The following is a 15427-nucleotide window of genomic DNA, read 5'->3' on the forward strand; positions in this document are numbered from 1 at the left end:
TCCGGCGGGCCTAGTCGCCGTCAGTAGCGGGCTGCTCGTTTCGCGTACCACTCCTGTCGCTGCTGGTACGTGGTCCCCCGTCGTGGGCGTTCAGCGCGAGAGTGAAGGCGGCTATCGCAAGCAGGACCAGTCCGAGCGCGACCACCGAGCTGAGCGAGAGCTCGGCCGACGTGGTCGGAACCGCGACCGGGATGAGCACGTACCTGACGAGCATCACGAGCAGGATAGCCCCGGTGAGGACGGCCGCAGTGCCGGTGACGTGGACGAACTCGCTGTCCGTCGTTTCGGCGTCCCGGCCCAGCTGGTGGCCGATACTGCTGGCGTGCGCGCCGGCGTCCCAGACCAGCAGCGCCGCCGCGCTCCCGACGAGAACGAGTATCGGTGCGAGTCCGCGCTCCGCTCCGAGCAGCGTCATGACGAACAGGAGTCCGCTCCCGGCCGCGAATCCCGCCACACGTCGGGACAGCAACTCCGCACCGACTAGTTCGGACAGCACCGTGACGAGTCCACGAAGGACGACGACTGAAACCAAGACGCCGAGAAGGACCACGGTCGCCGAGCCGTAGTGGCCGCCCCCAGTATAGGTCGGTGCTACCCGCCGGGTCACGCCAGCGGCCGTAAGGACCAGCGCGCCCAGCAGCAGCACCACTGGGAGCACGATACTGCCGGTCTGCCGCGCCAGCAACCGTCCGGGGTTGTCCCCCAGCCACTGTAGCAGCCACTGCCGGAGCCGTTCGACGACGAGGATACTCAGTAACGCCAGCAGTCCGGCTACAAGGGGGAGGTGGAGCGGACCACTGAGAACGACCCGCAGGGCCGAGCCGAGCACCGGGAGGCTATCGAGGAAGCGGTCGAACAGTCCCTGTGCTGTCGGGACAAACGCCACGAGCAACTGCAGGCCCACGGCGGCTTTGACGTAGCGGTCGACGTCCCACCAGCTCGTCCCCAGCAGGTCCAGTCGCCCGAGCGTCCGGTCGGTCGTCGCCGTGGGTGCCGGAATCCACGATTCCAGCGTCTCCGTGACTCGGTCCAGCAACAACAGGGCGAGGAGGACACCAACCTGTAGCGTCACGAAGCCCACGAGCGGCTGGACCGAGAAGCCGGCAACGACACGGACGAGCACCCAGGGCAGCCTGACGGCAGCGGCGACGGCACAGACGATTGTGGCGCAGATACCGACCACCAGTACCACGAAACTCTCGTCGAGCATCGCCGTGAGTTCGTCCGTCGCGTCGGTCGGCGGCACCAGTCCGCTACTCGCGTCGATGACGACGAGTGTGGCGGCCAGCGGGAACCCGAGCGCCACGACGAGCGACCAGTAGTCAGTCGCCAACAGCGCGGTTCCACAGAACACGCCCGCGCCGATGACGACGGCAACGCTGCCGCCGGCGATGCGGTCGTGGGTATCGCTACGGAGCGCCCAGACCCCAGCTGCGATACAGAGCCCGCCGACGAAGCCGGTCAGGACTAGTATCGGGTCCACGACAGCGACGGCAAGGGCGAGCGAGACGAGCACCGCGACTGTTCCGGCCAGCGCCGCGCTCGATGCCGCCGGCCGACTGTCGAGTTCCGTCATGCCCACCGCTCCGTTGCGCGAATGAGGGCTTTGGCGAGCGGTTCCGCGGGCGTCCAGTCGACGACCCGAACCCTCCCTCGAAGGTCGTCGAGGCGGGCCGTTCGGTCGATTCGTTCGACGGTACTGCCCGGACTGTCCCCGGTCGTCATGTCCGGGCTGACGACCGTGACCGCGTGCCCGTACGCGGCGAGCCGTTTCGCCGCATCGGCCGCCCGGTCGTCGAGCAGGGGCGTACAGAACACGACCTGTGACTCGCTCGGTATCGAGCGGTCGAGCGTCGCCACCGCGTCGCCGCCGTCGGCGATGCCGTACCGGTCTGTCATCCCGGTCGGCGACTGCATCCGCCGGGTTCGGGTGCCGGTGTCGAGCAGCGATGAACCGCGGGCCCCCGACGACCCGGTGGCCGCCCCGTTCACAGTCCCCTCTAGAAACGCCTCCAATCGCTGTTCCTGTGCCCGATTGGCCGACGGCTGGAGCGTCTCACAACTGTCGTAGACGGCGGCACCCACCCGGTTGTCCATGTCCAGCAACGCCGAGCCGACCTGCTGGGCCGCGTAGGCACAGAACTGGACAGCCGTGGGCGTGCCCGTCTCGCCCGCAACGGGGTGTCGGGAATCCACGAGCGTGATGACGGTGGCCGCCCGCGTCTCCTTGAACTCGACTGTCGCCAGCTCGTTGGTCTTCGCGAGGCGGTTCCAGTCGACGCGGTTCATCGGGTCTGAGGACTGGTGCTCGCGGATGGCGTAGAAAGCGAGGCCGTTCCCGCCGGCGTCCGTCGGCACGCGCCCGGACTGGGAGAGTGTCTGTCCCGAAAGCGGGACGGTGTCCACGCTGGCACTGCACGAGAGTGTCGTCTCGACGGCGACCTGCTCGGCGAACTCGACGGTCCCGGTCAGGTTCCGGCAGACGACCGCTACGTCGGTGAACGCGTGGTCCCCGCGCCGGGCTTCGACGGTGTAGGTGACCGAACCCGACGCCCCGGCTTCGAGATGGGTACCAAAGCGCGGGGAGCCGTCCACGACTTCGAGCCGCTCGGGGACGCCGTCGAGGACGCGAACGTCGGGCAGGGTCGCGTCCCCGTCGTTCGTGAGCGTCAGCGTCACTGTCACCTCCGACCCGGGGACCGGGTCGGCCGGTTCGACGTGACGCTCGACCGTGAGCGTCGGTTCAGGGTCGCCGATGGCCGCCTGATAGGCCGCGTACACCAGCGCCACTGCCGCGACCATGAAAACCGCCGGGTTCCCGGTGACGATTCCGGCCCCGCCGGCCACCAGCGCGGCCGAGACGCCCACGTTTCGCTGTGTCGTCTCTCGGGTGCTCATGCACCCTCACCTCGCTGGAGCCGTCGTATCTCGGTCGCCGCCGCTTCGACTTTCCGGTCGAACCCCTCGCCGCTGGCCCAGTCACGTAGTTGCATCTCGATTGGCGGGTCGGGTGCGTCCGGGCCGCCGAGGAAGGCGGCCGCCCGGCGGTCGTCCGTCCACGAGCCAGTACGGACGTCCCGGGCCGCCGCCTCCGTCGACATGTCCGCCGTTTCGACCAGCACCTGTCTCGCGGCCTCGCGGAGCCTGTTCCTGACTTCGGACGCATAGCTCGCTTCGAGGCCGTTGTAGGGGTCGACACGTCCGTCGATCTTCGCGAGTAGCTCGTCGATATCATCGCCGACCATATCGCCGGATTTCGCCTGTGTCGCCTCGGGTTCCAGCAGTTCGTCGAGCAGTTCTGCCGGCTCGTCGTCTGTACCGTCGTCACGATACGGGTCACGCGGCTGGCTCCCTTTCACTGGCGGGAGGTCCGACTCCTGTGTCAACACGACAGTATACAGACCGAAGAGGCCGATTACGACGGCTCCGATACTTGCACCGAGCCGGAGCCGTCTAGCCGTCCCGCTGCCGACATCTGGGAGGACTGAGGGAAAAGTAACGACGAACACCGCTCCGGCAAGTGCGACGAGTCCCAACAGCGTGTGCCGGACGAACTTGCGCCCCGGCGTCGGGCGTTCGACGCTGACGTCGATGGTTGCGCTGGCGGTCTCACCTTGTCGTGACTCTGAATCGCTCATCAGTCGTCACCTCCGCCGAGGAGCTGTCTGAGGGCGTTTCGGGCCGATTCGGCTCGGGCACCGGTCGCCGACCGCCCGCCGTACTCGACCTCGCGGAAGAGGGTTGTTAGCCGTCGAACGGGCTCTGCCGGAAGTCCGCTGTCGATAGCCCGGCGGGCGTACTCGCCGGGCGTCGCCGTCTCGGGGTCCGACACGGAGACGCGGTCGGCCAGTAGTGCCCAGGCCTCTTGGATGGACAGGCTATCGATGTCCGGGCCGTCGTCCGCCTCTGCCGTCGATTCGGTGGCCGTCGACTGCCGCTGCTCCGAGTCCGACGAACCAAACAGCGGCGGGCTATCGACGCCACTTCGGACTGAGGCGAGGAAGCCGCCGGTCCCACCGAAGCCCCTGAGGGCTCTGAACGGCGCGACCGAGAGCGACCCGAGCGCACTCGGCAGGCCGGCGACCCCTCGCAGTGACATCGTGCCGACCGACCCGATTCCCGTCGCCAATCCGGTCAGGACACCGCCGGAGACGGCGCTGATACCGGCCCCGACTCGTGAGAGCGCCGACGACCCCGAGAGCAGCGCGGCGGTCGTTACCTTCGGAATCCGGCCGATGGTCCGCCCAACCGCGCCGTTCGAAACCGCCGAGACGACTGTCCCGGCCAATCTGTCGAGGAGCGGATGCAGGAGTAGTCCGGCGTCTGTCGACCCGTCGCGTTCCGGGTCTGATGCCGCCCGGATGACACCGACCGCGACGGCGCCGAACCCGCCGATAAGCGCCAGCCCGATCAGTTTCACCAGAACTGGGGACCCGCTGTCTTCGCCTTCACCGGCTACCGGCGTCGCTGTCGCCGTCTCCGTCGGTGTTGGCGTCGCTGTCGCTGCCGGCTCGTCGCTCGTCCTCGGCGTCGTCTCTGCCCCATCGCTCGTCGCTACCGGCGTCGGCCCACTGTCGACGTCGTCGGGTGCTGTTCCGTCGGGCGTGACCGGCTCGCTCGCTCGGCTGTCGAGGGGACCGCTCGACTCGAACTCGACGCCGAGCGCGCCGGGAAACAGCGCCGTGCCGAACAGGACAGCGACCGCACAGAGGAGGGCGAGGGCGGCACGAACCAGCTTTGTTGACACTGTAGCACCGTTTCCGGTGACAGGATAAATATTTTCCCTCACTGCTGGACTGTCCGAACAGAAAACCTTTCATCCGCTGTGGGTATAGCAGAACTACCTCTATGCGGACACTGACTCGCCGGATGCTGTGGACTCTCCTGCTCCTCCTCGCCGTCGACATCGCTGTGGTCGCGACCGCGGCGGTGCTCCTGACACCCTGGCTTGCGCCGGTGCGGGATGCTGTCGCGGCTCACCTCCCGTTCGGTGGGGCGTCGGCACGCATCGCCTGGTGGGTGGCTGTTCTCGCCCCTGCCCTCGTCGCGTTTGTCTGGGCACAGCTGCGATACACCAGAGCCCAGACAATGGTCGAGGTCGACGCTCGCATCGTCGGTCCCGAGGAGTACCCCGACCTCCACGAACGGGTGCAGCGGCTCGCGCAACTGGCCGACCTCACGCCGCCACGGATTGCCGTCGCAGACGCCGACGTGCCAAACAGCTTCGCCATCGGGACGCTCGGCGGCGCGACGGTGGTCGTCAGCGAGGGACTGCTGGCGACGCTCGGAGGTGACGAACTCGACGCGGTGCTGGCCCACGAACTCATGCACGTCGCCAACCGCGACGCGACCGTCATGACGCTGGCCAGTTTCCTCCCGTCGCTGACAAACGGCGAGTACGACCCGCTTGATGACCTCCTCCCCGGCGGGAGCGGGAGTCGCTATGCGCTCGGGCTGGTCGCGCTCGGCTTCGCGTACGTGTGCAGCGCCCGGGTGCTCGCGGCCCCCGTCGGAAGCCTCTCGTTCACGCTTGGTTTCCTGTTCCTGTTCGCGGTGACAGTCCTGTTCGGCGGCGTCGCGCTGGGCGTGTTCACTGCCCCCGTCGTCGTCCTCGGCCGGTCGCTGTCACGCGCTCGGGAGTTCGCCGCCGACCGGAGCGCGGCCCAGTTGACCGGCGACCCCGCCGCGCTCGTCGAGGCGTTAGAGACACTCGAAGGAAATGACGAACGGCCGGGGACCGATAAGCGCACCGCGTACGCGGGCGTCCGCGGACTGTGCTTTCTCCCACACGGGTTCGACACGGCGGCGTCGAGCGATTCCCTGTCTATCGAAGCGCGGTCACACCCGCCGACAGCCGAGCGAATCGAACGGCTGCAGTCAGTTGCACGCTCGCTCGAAACGGGGTCAGTCTGAATCCTGGTCGACACTCGGGTGCATCGTCGGCTCGCCCGGCATCGGTTCTTCGAAGTACCGCCGCATGACCTCCAGTGACTCCTGTTCGCGTTCTTTGCGCTCTTCCTCGTCGATTTCCTCGCAGCCCGGCGGAACCGGGCGGTCGCGGCCGGTGAAATACCCCTCCGGCGCGGTCCAGTCGTGATAGAAGTCGATGTCTGAGTCCTCTAGCAGTGTCAGCCCGACCTGTGCGCCGTGGCCCGCGGCGACGATGGTCTGGTGATGCTGCTCGGCCAGCCGGCCGGCCGCGTACAGCCCCTCGATATCGGTCCGGCCCTGCTCGTCGGTCGAGATGAACTGCTTCGACCCGCGGTCGATGAGCGAGAGTTCCAGCCCCTCCAGATACGACGGGTCCGACCAGGACGCGGCGATGAGGTGCGTCGCGTCGTATGACTCGCCGTCGGTACAGGTTACCTCGAAGCCCTCCGCAGTTTCCGTCACCTGCTCGGCTTCGCCGTCGATGAACCAGACGCCGGCGCGCCGCGCCTGTGCCCGCATGAGTTCGAGCAAGAGCCGGGGGTTGATTCCCGCCGGGAATCCGGGGTAGTTCTCCAGGTGTGCGTTGCGGTTCAGTATCGACTCACCGGTCGAGATAATCCGAGTCGACAGGTCGGCGCGAGCGGTGTATATCGCCGCCGAAAGTCCGGCGACGCCCCCGCCCACGATGATGACTTCTTCGCGGTCGGTTGGCATAGACAGATGTTTTCGATGGGGGCCAAGAAACGTGCCGGTTTGAGACCTACGGACAGGAAGCGGCCAGTAGCGGCCCCCTCCGGACGAACGCCGGGCGATACAGTTTCTGGGACTACCCGAAGCCTCATAACGGTACACCTACTAAAGGCGTCGTAATGACCGACACCGTCGACGAGGTCGATATGCCGTACGACGATGACGCGTCTCAGCAACAGAAGATCGAGGCGCTGCAGGAGCGGCTAGAGGTGCTCGAATCGCAGAACGAGGAGATGCGCGACAAGCTGCTGGACGCGAACGCGGAAAACAACAAGTACCAGCAGAAGCTCGAACGGCTTACGCACGAGAACAAGAAGCTCAAGCAGTCACCGCTGTTTGTCGCGACCGTTCAGGAACTCTCCAGTGACGGCGTGATTATCAAACAGCACGGCAACAACCAGGAGGCCCTGACAGAGGTCACTGACGAGATGCGCGAGGACCTCGAACCCGACGACCGCGTCGCCGTCAACAACTCGCTCTCTATCGTCAAACAGCTCGACGACGAGACCGACGTTCGCGCCCGCGTGATGCAGGTCGACCAGTCGCCGGACGTCACCTTCGCCGACATCGGCGGCATCGAAGAGCAGATGGAGGAGGTCCGCGAGACCGTCGAGATGCCGCTGAAGAGCCCCGAGATGTTCGAAGACGTCGGCATCGACCCGCCGAGCGGCGTCCTGCTGCACGGTCCGCCCGGCACCGGCAAGACGATGCTGGCGAAGGCCGTCGCCAACGAGACCGACGCGACGTTCATCAAGATGGCCGGCTCCGAGCTGGTCCACAAGTTCATCGGCGAGGGCGCAAAGCTCGTCCGCGACCTGTTCGAACTGGCCCGTCAGGAGGAGCCCGCCGTCGTCTTCATCGACGAGATCGACGCCATCGCGGCCAAGCGGACGGAGTCGAAGACCTCCGGCGACGCCGAGGTCCAGCGGACGATGATGCAACTGCTCTCGGAGATGGACGGCTTCGACGACCGCGGCGACATCCGTATCATCGCCGCGACGAACCGCTTCGACATGCTCGACCGCGCCATCCTCCGCCCCGGCCGCTTCGACCGCCTCATCGAAGTCCCGAACCCCGACGTTGAGGGCCGCAAGCAGATCTTCCAGATCCACACCCGCAGCATGAACGTCTCCGACGACGTGGAGTTCGAGGCACTGGCCGAGGAGATAACGGACGCCTCTGGTGCGGACGTGAAGGCCATCTGTACCGAGGCCGGGATGTTCGCCATCCGCGACGATCGCACCGAGGTCACGATGGCTGACTTCCACAACGCCTGGGAGAAGATCCAGCAGGAGGAGACCGACGACGAGGACGTCTCCCGGACCTTCGCCTGATTCGGCCACGCTTCTATCGGATTTCCCGCCGTTTTTCCGAGTCAGCAGCCACCGCTCCGGCTCGCAATCGCGCCGCTGTTCCCGCCCGTTTCAGAACACAGTTACCACTCCGGTCCTGAACTGTTGCTATGGCCGTCGCAGACACACTCCAGTCGCGTGCCCGCGCTCGTCCGCGGCTCGTCACCGCTGTCGTCTCGGTCGTTGGCTACGCGCTCGTGTTCGGCGCGTTCGGTGGCGTATTACCCCTCCCCGAGTTCTCGAACGACACCGTCATCCTGCTGGGTGACGCAATCGCCGTCGTCAACAGTATCGCCTTGCTCGCAATCGTCGCCGGCGTCTACTTCATCAAGAACGACCAAGTACAGAAACACCGCGCAGCGATGCTAACCGCCTTCACCCTCATCATGGTGTTTCTGGCGCTGTATATTCTCAAAGTCGGCGGCGGCTTCGAGAAGGAGATCGTCGCCGAGGGGATCGTCTGGACGGCGTACATCGTGATGCTCGCCATCCACATCCTGCTGTCCGCGGTGTCCGTGCCCGTCGTCGTTCACGCGGTCGTGCTCGGGCTGACACACTCTCCCGCTGAACTCAGGGAGACGATTCACGCTCGCGTGGGCCGCATCGCCGTCTCGGCCTGGGGGCTGAGCCTCTTTCTCGGACTCGTGACCTACGTCATGCTGAACCACATCTACGGCTGGGTCCCCCGATAAGCGACCGCTCTCTCAGCGCGGGCGGTGGCGAACGATTTTGCCGGCCGCCGCCGTAGACCCGGGCAATGACCACAATCAAGGACAGCGTCCACGACCACATCGAGATTCAGGGCGTCGCGGCGGCGTTGCTCGATACACCGCCGGTCCAGCGGCTTCGGCACATCTCCCAGCTCGGCACGGTGACGCTAGTCTACCCTTCGGCGAACCACACTCGATTCGAGCACTCGCTGGGTGTTTATCACCTCGCGGACCGGGCACTATCTCACCTCGGCATTGAGGGCCAGCAGGCCGAACGGGTCCGCGCCGCGGCACTGCTCCACGACGTGGGACATTCGCCGTACAGCCACAACGTCGAGGCGCTCATCCACCGTCGGACAGGCAAGTACCACGACGACGTGGACGAACTGCTCGGTGACGGTCCTGTCGCGCGGGTGCTCTCGGAACACGGCCTCAACCCGGACCGCGTGGCCGGCCTCGTTGCTGGCGAAGGCGAACTGGGCCAGCTCGTCTCCGGCGAACTGGACGTCGACCGGATGGACTATCTGGTCCGTGACGCCCACCACACGGGCGTGCCCTACGGGACCATCGACCACGAGCGGCTGGTCCGGGAGCTGTGTTTCGTCGACGGCGAACTCGTCTTGGACGAGGGGAACGTCCAGACGGCCGAGTCGCTTCTGCTCGCGCGGGCGCTGATGAACCCCACCGTCTACCAGCACCACGTCGCCCGCATTGCCAAGTCGATGCTGCGCCGGGGGACTGAGGAACTGCTCGCCGCGACTGACACGACGGCCGAGGCGCTTCGCCGATGGGACGACAACGACCTGCTCGTGGCGCTCCGACAGTGTGACGCGACGGAAGCGTACGCCCGGCGGCTGAGTCAGCGGGACCTGTACAAGCGCGCCGTCTGGGCGGAGTGGGGTGCCGTGCCCGACGAGATTCTGGCGGCCGACCACGAAGCGGTCGGCGCGATGGAGCAGGCTATCGCCGACGAAGCGAACGTCGACAGCGACGCTGTTGTGCTCGATATCCCGCCCGAACCGTCGATGACCGAGTCGAGCAGCCGCGTCCTCGTCAACGGCGACGTCCGCCGGCTCGGCGAGCAGTCGACACTGGTCAACGCCATCCGCGCCGCCCAGCGCGACCAGTGGCGGCTCGGCGTCTACGCGCCGGAAGACGAGAGCGAGCGGGTCGGCGCGGCGGCGATCCGCGAACTGGGACTCGACCTCGACGGAGCCAGAGTCCGGGACGTGCGGCCGGGCCTCCATGCGACCCTCGATGAATTTAACTGAGAGAACGGGCGAACAGGGAGTATGATTCTCCAGGGGACGATTCTGACGGGCCGGTCGTTCGAGGCCATCGAGGGCCGCGTCGTCGTCGAGAACGGACAGATAGCGGCCGTCGAGGAGACCGCGGTCGACAGCGACGACATCGTGGTCCCGGCGTTCGTCAACGCCCACACCCACATCGGCGATTCAATCGCCAAGGAGGCCGGAGAGGGGCTCTCGCTGGAAGAACTGGTCGCGCCGCCGGACGGCCTGAAACACCGATTACTCCGCGATGCGAGCCGGGACGAACTGGTGGCCGCGATGGCGCGGACGCTGTCGTTCATGGAGCAGTCCGGGACTGGCGCGTTCATCGAGTTCCGGGAGGGCGGCGTTGAGGGCGTCCGCGCGATACAGGACGCGCTGGCGGGTTCAGACCTCGACAGCGTCATTCTCGGACGCGAGACGACCGATGCAATGGAATTGGCCGACGGCTTTGGCGCGAGCGGGGCCAACGACAGCGAGTTCGGGGCGGAACGGCGCGCGACACGACAGGCCGGGAAGCTGTTCGGCATCCACGCGGGCGAGGTCGACAGCTCCGACATCAACCCCGCGCTCGACCTTGACCCCGACTTCCTCGTCCACATGGTTCACGCCGAGTCGCTGCATCTCGAACGGGTCGCCGACAGCGAAATCCCCGTCGTCGTCTGTCCCCGGTCGAACATCGTCACCGACGTGGGCCGTCCGCCGGTCGAGGAACTGGCCGACCGGACGACAGTCGCGCTCGGGACGGACAACGTCATGCTCAACAGCCCGTCGATGTTCCGCGAGATGGAGTTTACCGCGAAGCTGTACGACATTTCCGCCCGTGAGGTACTGCGGATGGCCACAGTCAACGGGGCTGAAATCGCTGGGCTTGGCGGCGGTCTGGTCAAGCCCGGGCAGCCGGCACGCCTGCTCGTTCTCGACGGGGATTCGGACAACCTCTCCGGGGCGCGAAACCCGGTTCGGGCTGTCGTTCGCCGGGCGGAGACGGCCGACGTTCGGCGGGTCGTCCACCCCGGGACGGAATAATTCTTATCACTGCGGGAATAGTATCCTTGGGCGATGCCCTCCACCACCGACCGCGCCCTGAGCACACCACTGAAGATACTCCTGTATGGCCTGCTCGGAGTCGTGTCGCTGATTGTCGTTCTTGCCGCTGTGAGACTCGTGTTCGGACTGTTCTGGGGCCTTGTCGGCCTCGCATTCGGTATCGTCTCCCTGGCGGCTACTATCGGGGTGCTGGCGGCTATCGGCTACGCCGTGTACTGGTTTGCGTCGAGACTCATCGGTCAGGACGAGGCGACGGCGTCGACCACTGACGTGTCACAGACGCAGGCCACGCACACAGCAGGTGCGCCCAGTGCCGACGAGACAGACCCTGTCGAACGGCTGTCCGAGCGTTACGCCAACGGGGAGATAACCGAAGCCGAACTGGAACGACGGCTCGAACAGGCCCTCGACGAACCGGCGCTGGATGGCTCCGGGGCAACAGAGTACGAACGGGACCGAGAGCTGAACTGAGCTCTATCCTGCTCGATTGTTGTATGTTGCCTGTTACCAAACTATATCCCTTCAGCCAGACAATAGTACAGCATGTACGACAGGATACTGGTGCCGACAGACGGCTCGCCGGGGTCGGAAGCGGTACTCACACACGCTGAAACACTTGCGACGACCCACGACAGCGAGATTCACGCGCTGTACGTCGTCGACACCGGCCGGTTCTCGACGCTCCCGCACGAACCGACGTGGGAGAGCGTCACCGATTCGCTCCACCGCGAGGGCGAGATGGCCCTGGACATGGCTGAGCGCCTCGTTGCCGACGATGTGACTGTCACGCGAGCCACAGCCGAGGGAAGCCCGAGCCGGGAAATCATCGACTACGCGAGCCAGCACGACTGTGACCTCATCGTGATGGGGACCCATGGACGCGGCGGCATCGACCGTCTGCTGCTGGGAAGCGTCGCCGAACGGGTCGTCCGGTCGGCCCACGTCCCGGTCGTCACTGTTCCGGTCGAGACGACGCCACAGGATATCTCGGAGGACGAACAGCCTACCGGCGTCCCACAGTGACGTGTCTCCTGTCGTCGCCCTCACTCCGTAACCGGACGGAGATGTTCGCAATCTCCCGCTGAAACGACTTCTGTCCCAGATTCTGTCTCGATGACGAGCGCGCCCGGGAACTGGATATCTACGGCTTCGCCCTCGATGGGGCCGCCCGGCGTCTCGACCCGGACCTGTTGTCCCAGCGTCGTCGCGTACTCCCGCCACGCCTCGACGACCTGCTCCGTGTCCTGGCGCAGCGAGTCGAACTCCTCCAGCAGTCGCTGGGTGAACAGCCGTCGGTCGACCGGCTCGCCGCGCTCGGCCGAGAGACTCGTCGGGTTCGCTTCGTCGGGCAAGTCCGCGGGGTCGACGTTCGCGTTGACGCCGATGCCCACGACGACCCACGAGACGCGGTCGGCCTCGCCTTCCATCTCGGTGAGGATGCCGACTAGCTTGCGTTCTTCCTCGCCGCGCCGGACGAGCACGTCGTTGGGCCACTTGATGCTGGCGTCGACGCCGGCCTCGCGGGCCGCCCGCGTCACCGCGACGGCCGCCGCGAGCGTGAACACCGGCGCGTGGGCCATCGGCACGTCGGGCCGGAACAGCACCGAGAGCCAGGCCCCGCCGCTCGGCGAGTGCCAATCGCGGTCGAGTCGCCCCCGGCCGCCGGTCTGTTCGTCGGCCAGCACTACGACGTCCGACGCCCCCTCCGCCGCGAGGTCGCGGGCACGAGCGTTCGTGCTGGGGATGCTGTCGTGGTACTCGACGGAGAACGGCGCGTCGAGGCCGTATTCGACCGCGCTCGCCCCGAACTCCGGTACCGAATCGAGGACGTAGCCCGCATCGTCGCTGCGGATCTCGAACCCCTCGTCACGCAGGGCTTCGACGTGCTTCCAGACCGCAGAGCGGGAGATGTCCAGTTCGTCGGCGAGGGTCGGCCCCGAGACAGGGCCGTCTGCCAGTGCATCGAGTACCCGGTGGCGTGTCTCGTTCATGGAGGGGGCTTCGACCGGCCGGAATAAAAGGCGTCTGCAGCGCGCGGCGGGCAGGCCGCTCGCTCACCCGATCACAAAGAGCAAGTCGCCCATGTCGACGGATTCGCCCTCGCTGACGGCTACGTCGTTGACAGTGCCGCCGCGTTCGGCGACAATGTCGTTTTCCATCTTCATCGCTTCCAGCACACAGAGGACGTCGCCGGCCTCGACCTCGTCGCCTTCCTCGACGTTGACCTCCAGAATCGTCCCCTGCATCTCCGCGGCGACTTCCTGCCCTTCGGCGGCGGTGGCACTGCCGCCTCCGCTGTCTGAACTACTGCCGCCCCGTGGCCGCTGTGGCTGGCTCCCGCCGTCGGCGTCCACGTCGCCGACGTTGATCGGGGGTGCGCCGCGCTCTTCGAGGTCGACTTGGAACCGCTTGCCGTTGACTTCGACGGTGAACTCGCGTTCGACGACTTCCTCGTCCTCGTCGCCATCGGATTCGGTGACTGTGCCCCACTGCTCCTGCGCCTCTTCGATACGCGTGCGGTCGAGGTGTTCGTCGAGGTACTTCGTGGTGTGTGTCCCGGTGACGAACTTCTCGTCGGTGAGCATCAGGCGGTGGAACGGAATGACAGTCGGGATGCCTTCGATGTCGAAGTCCTTGAGCGCCCGTTTCCCGCGCTCGATACACTCCTCACGGTCCCCGCCGTAGGTGATGAGCTTCGCGATCATCGAGTCATAGTCCGTGACGAGGTCGTCGCCCTGCCGGAGCGCGTCGTCGAGGCGGACGCCGATACCGCCCGGCGGGTCGTAGGTGTCGAGGCTGCCGCCGGTTGCGGGCGCGAAGTCGTCAGCGGCGTTCTCGGCGTTGATGCGGAACTCCATCGCGTGACCTTCGATCTCCACGTCGTCCTGCTCGAAGGTGATCTCCTCGTCCATCGCCACCCGAAGTTGCCACTTGACGATGTCGATGTCGGTGATCTCCTCGGTGACGCAGTGCTCGACCTGAATGCGGGTGTTAACCTCGAGGAAATAGAAGTTCGCCTCCTCGCCGAGCAGTTCCCCTTGCTCGCGGTCGGTGTCCTCTTCGACGAGGAACTCGACAGTCCCGGCGTTGTAGTAGTCCGATTCGCGGACGCCGCGTCGGGCAGCGTCGCCGATCTTCTCGCGGAGCGCATCGTTCAGGGCCGGCGATGGCCCCTCCTCAATGACCTTCTGGTGGCGGCGCTGGAGCGAGCAGTCACGCTCGCCCAGATGCCGGACGTTGCCGTGGTGGTCGGCGATGATCTGGACCTCGATGTGGCGGGGGTTCTCAAGATACCGTTCGAGATACACCGAATCGTTCGAGAAGTACGCCTCTCCTTCCCGCTTTGCGCTTTCGAGTTGTTCCTCGGCTTCCTCAGGGTCGTGGACGATTTTCATCCCGCGGCCGCCACCGCCACCCTCGGCCTTGATGGCCACCGGGAAGCCGTTTTCCTCGCCGAACTCGACGACTTCCTCGGGGTCATCGACCGGGTCGGTCGTCCCGGGGACGATGGGCACGTCGGCCGACTGCATGATCTTGCGGGCCTTCGTCTTCTCGCCCAGTGCCTCCATCGACTCGCTCTCGGGGCCGACCCAGGTGACGCCGTCCGTCTCCTGGACGCGCTCCGCGAAGTCGGCGTTCTCCGCGAGGAAGCCGTACCCAGGATGGATGGCGTCCGCGTCGGCCTGCTTGGCCGCGTCGATAATCGCTTCCTGGTCGAGATAGGAGTCTGCGGCACGGGCCGGACCGACGTTGTACGCCTCGTCCGCATACCGGACGTGCCCGGCGTGCTTGTCGGCGTCAGAGTAGACGGCCACTGTGCCGATGCCCAACTCCTCGCATGCGCGCATCACGCGCACCGCTATCTCCCCGCGATTAGCGACGAGCACCTTATCGAACATACGCCCTCATACTGAGAGTCGGCCCATAAAACTATGCGCAGATAGCGGCCAAACTTACATATATAATCATGTTAGTATGGAACATGACCACAAACCGACTCAGGGCGTCGCCGAGCAACTGACAAAAAACTGTCCGCGATTAGAACCGTTCGGCGCGGCCGGCAGCGCTCCAGGGGTCGGTCGGCGCGTCCGAGCGAACCCGAACGGACCGCTTCTGCGTGGCTTCAACGCGCCCGGAGAACGACCACTGTCTGCCGTCCCAGGAGTCCCCGTCGTCTGCCGCCGCAGCCGCCGCGGCCGCTGCCGCCGCGCGCTGACGGTCGGTGAGGTGTGCACCGATGGCGACGGCGATGGCGGCCGCCTCGTCCGTCGACGCGTCGTCGAGCTGGGCAGCGATCTCCGCGACCAGTTCGGCGTCGACAGCCGAGTCAGTGTCTGCGGCCATC

General features: G+C 66.2%; 15 protein-coding genes. 7 read left to right on the plus strand and 8 right to left on the minus strand.

The window, feature by feature from the left end:
- Nucleotides 1–10: 10 nt before the first annotated feature.
- Genes HAH_RS03665 through HAH_RS03680 form a run of 4 tightly spaced genes read right to left on the minus strand, consistent with a single transcriptional unit; the run spans nucleotide 11 to nucleotide 4747 of the window.
- Nucleotides 11–1576 carry a DUF7519 family protein gene (locus HAH_RS03665; protein ID WP_014039695.1) on the minus strand — a complete coding sequence of 522 codons (1566 nt, stop codon included), beginning with the start codon at nucleotides 1574–1576 and terminating at the stop codon, nucleotides 11–13.
- On the minus strand, nucleotides 1573–2898 hold the full coding sequence (locus tag HAH_RS03670) for a DUF58 domain-containing protein (RefSeq protein WP_014039696.1): 1326 nt from the start codon (nucleotides 2896–2898) through the stop codon (nucleotides 1573–1575). Before HAH_RS03670 ends, HAH_RS03665 begins: the two co-directional genes overlap by 4 nt.
- Nucleotides 2895–3638: a DUF7269 family protein gene (locus tag HAH_RS03675; RefSeq protein ID WP_014039697.1), complete on the minus strand. Its 744-nt coding sequence runs from the start codon at nucleotides 3636–3638 to the stop codon at nucleotides 2895–2897. The genes HAH_RS03670 and HAH_RS03675 overlap by 4 nt, the downstream gene beginning before the upstream one ends.
- Nucleotides 3638–4747, minus strand: a complete 1110-nt coding sequence (locus tag HAH_RS03680; protein ID WP_014039698.1) for a DUF4129 domain-containing protein — start codon at nucleotides 4745–4747, stop codon at nucleotides 3638–3640. The genes HAH_RS03675 and HAH_RS03680 overlap by 1 nt, the downstream gene beginning before the upstream one ends.
- A gap of 101 nt (nucleotides 4748–4848) precedes the next feature.
- Here HAH_RS03680 and HAH_RS03685 point away from each other — a divergent pair, with 101 nt between their 5' ends.
- Nucleotides 4849–5913, plus strand: a complete 1065-nt coding sequence (locus HAH_RS03685) for a M48 family metalloprotease (protein ID WP_014039699.1) — start codon at nucleotides 4849–4851, stop codon at nucleotides 5911–5913.
- Here HAH_RS03685 and HAH_RS03690 read toward each other — a convergent pair.
- Nucleotides 5905–6645 (minus strand): NAD(P)/FAD-dependent oxidoreductase, encoded by a 741-nt coding sequence (locus tag HAH_RS03690; protein WP_014039700.1) that lies wholly within the window; start codon nucleotides 6643–6645, stop codon nucleotides 5905–5907. The two genes, HAH_RS03685 and HAH_RS03690, sit on opposite strands and share 9 nt — an antisense overlap.
- 155 nt (nucleotides 6646–6800) lie before the next feature.
- Here HAH_RS03690 and pan1 point away from each other — a divergent pair, with 155 nt between their 5' ends.
- The 6 genes from pan1 to HAH_RS03720 all read left to right on the plus strand — a co-directional run bounded on the left by pan1 (nucleotide 6801) and on the right by HAH_RS03720 (nucleotide 12105).
- Nucleotides 6801–8015, plus strand: a complete 1215-nt coding sequence (pan1, locus tag HAH_RS03695) for a proteasome-activating nucleotidase Pan1 (RefSeq protein ID WP_014039701.1) — start codon at nucleotides 6801–6803, stop codon at nucleotides 8013–8015.
- 128 nt (nucleotides 8016–8143) lie between these two features.
- Nucleotides 8144–8725, plus strand: a complete 582-nt coding sequence (locus HAH_RS03700) for a DUF420 domain-containing protein (RefSeq protein WP_014039702.1) — start codon at nucleotides 8144–8146, stop codon at nucleotides 8723–8725.
- Nucleotides 8726–8790: 65 nt separating this feature from the next.
- The gene (locus HAH_RS03705) at nucleotides 8791–10014 is read left to right on the plus strand and encodes an HD domain-containing protein (RefSeq protein WP_014039703.1); all 1224 of its coding nucleotides are present in this window, start codon (nucleotides 8791–8793) and stop codon (nucleotides 10012–10014) included.
- Nucleotides 10015–10035: 21 nt separating this feature from the next.
- Nucleotides 10036–11061, plus strand: coding sequence for an amidohydrolase family protein (locus HAH_RS03710; RefSeq protein ID WP_014039704.1), 1026 nt, complete (start codon nucleotides 10036–10038; stop codon nucleotides 11059–11061).
- A 33-nt stretch (nucleotides 11062–11094) separates the two neighbouring features.
- Complete coding sequence (locus tag HAH_RS03715; protein ID WP_014039705.1) at nucleotides 11095–11553, plus strand: SHOCT domain-containing protein; 459 nt, start codon at nucleotides 11095–11097, stop codon at nucleotides 11551–11553.
- Between the two features lie 72 nt (nucleotides 11554–11625).
- Nucleotides 11626–12105, plus strand: coding sequence for a universal stress protein (locus tag HAH_RS03720; RefSeq protein WP_014039706.1), 480 nt, complete (start codon nucleotides 11626–11628; stop codon nucleotides 12103–12105).
- Between the two features lie 20 nt (nucleotides 12106–12125).
- Here HAH_RS03720 and HAH_RS03725 read toward each other — a convergent pair whose 3' ends face one another.
- The 3 genes from HAH_RS03725 to HAH_RS03735 all read right to left on the minus strand — a co-directional run bounded on the left by HAH_RS03725 (nucleotide 12126) and on the right by HAH_RS03735 (nucleotide 15426).
- On the minus strand, nucleotides 12126–13073 hold the full coding sequence (locus HAH_RS03725) for a biotin--[acetyl-CoA-carboxylase] ligase (protein WP_014039707.1): 948 nt from the start codon (nucleotides 13071–13073) through the stop codon (nucleotides 12126–12128).
- A gap of 63 nt (nucleotides 13074–13136) precedes the next feature.
- Nucleotides 13137–14981, minus strand: a complete 1845-nt coding sequence (locus HAH_RS03730) for an acetyl-CoA carboxylase biotin carboxylase subunit (RefSeq protein WP_023843149.1) — start codon at nucleotides 14979–14981, stop codon at nucleotides 13137–13139.
- Between the two features lie 139 nt (nucleotides 14982–15120).
- Complete coding sequence (locus HAH_RS03735) at nucleotides 15121–15426, minus strand: hypothetical protein (protein ID WP_014039709.1); 306 nt, start codon at nucleotides 15424–15426, stop codon at nucleotides 15121–15123.
- Nucleotide 15427 lies beyond the last annotated feature (1 nt).

Source organism: Haloarcula hispanica ATCC 33960, assembly GCF_000223905.1.
Classification (GTDB): Archaea; Halobacteriota; Halobacteria; order Halobacteriales; family Haloarculaceae; genus Haloarcula; species Haloarcula hispanica.

Excerpts from the sequence above, each read along its gene's own strand:
- HAH_RS03665 (WP_014039695.1), bottom strand. The coding sequence starts at position 1,576 with ATGACGGAACTCGACAGTCGGCCGGCGGCATCGAGCGCGGCGCTGGCC.
- HAH_RS03670 (WP_014039696.1), bottom strand. The coding sequence starts at position 2,898 with ATGAGCACCCGAGAGACGACACAGCGAAACGTGGGCGTCTCGGCCGCG.
- HAH_RS03675 (WP_014039697.1), bottom strand. The coding sequence starts at position 3,638 with ATGAGCGATTCAGAGTCACGACAAGGTGAGACCGCCAGCGCAACCATC.
- HAH_RS03685 (WP_014039699.1), top strand. The coding sequence starts at position 4,849 with ATGCGGACACTGACTCGCCGGATGCTGTGGACTCTCCTGCTCCTCCTC.
- HAH_RS03690 (WP_014039700.1), bottom strand. The coding sequence starts at position 6,645 with ATGCCAACCGACCGCGAAGAAGTCATCATCGTGGGCGGGGGCGTCGCC.
- pan1 (WP_014039701.1), top strand. The coding sequence starts at position 6,801 with ATGACCGACACCGTCGACGAGGTCGATATGCCGTACGACGATGACGCG.
- HAH_RS03700 (WP_014039702.1), top strand. The coding sequence starts at position 8,144 with ATGGCCGTCGCAGACACACTCCAGTCGCGTGCCCGCGCTCGTCCGCGG.
- HAH_RS03705 (WP_014039703.1), top strand. The coding sequence starts at position 8,791 with ATGACCACAATCAAGGACAGCGTCCACGACCACATCGAGATTCAGGGC.
- HAH_RS03710 (WP_014039704.1), top strand. The coding sequence starts at position 10,036 with ATGATTCTCCAGGGGACGATTCTGACGGGCCGGTCGTTCGAGGCCATC.
- HAH_RS03715 (WP_014039705.1), top strand. The coding sequence starts at position 11,095 with ATGCCCTCCACCACCGACCGCGCCCTGAGCACACCACTGAAGATACTC.
- HAH_RS03720 (WP_014039706.1), top strand. The coding sequence starts at position 11,626 with ATGTACGACAGGATACTGGTGCCGACAGACGGCTCGCCGGGGTCGGAA.
- HAH_RS03725 (WP_014039707.1), bottom strand. The coding sequence starts at position 13,073 with ATGAACGAGACACGCCACCGGGTACTCGATGCACTGGCAGACGGCCCT.
- HAH_RS03730 (WP_023843149.1), bottom strand. The coding sequence starts at position 14,981 with ATGTTCGATAAGGTGCTCGTCGCTAATCGCGGGGAGATAGCGGTGCGC.
- HAH_RS03735 (WP_014039709.1), bottom strand. The coding sequence starts at position 15,426 with ATGGCCGCAGACACTGACTCGGCTGTCGACGCCGAACTGGTCGCGGAG.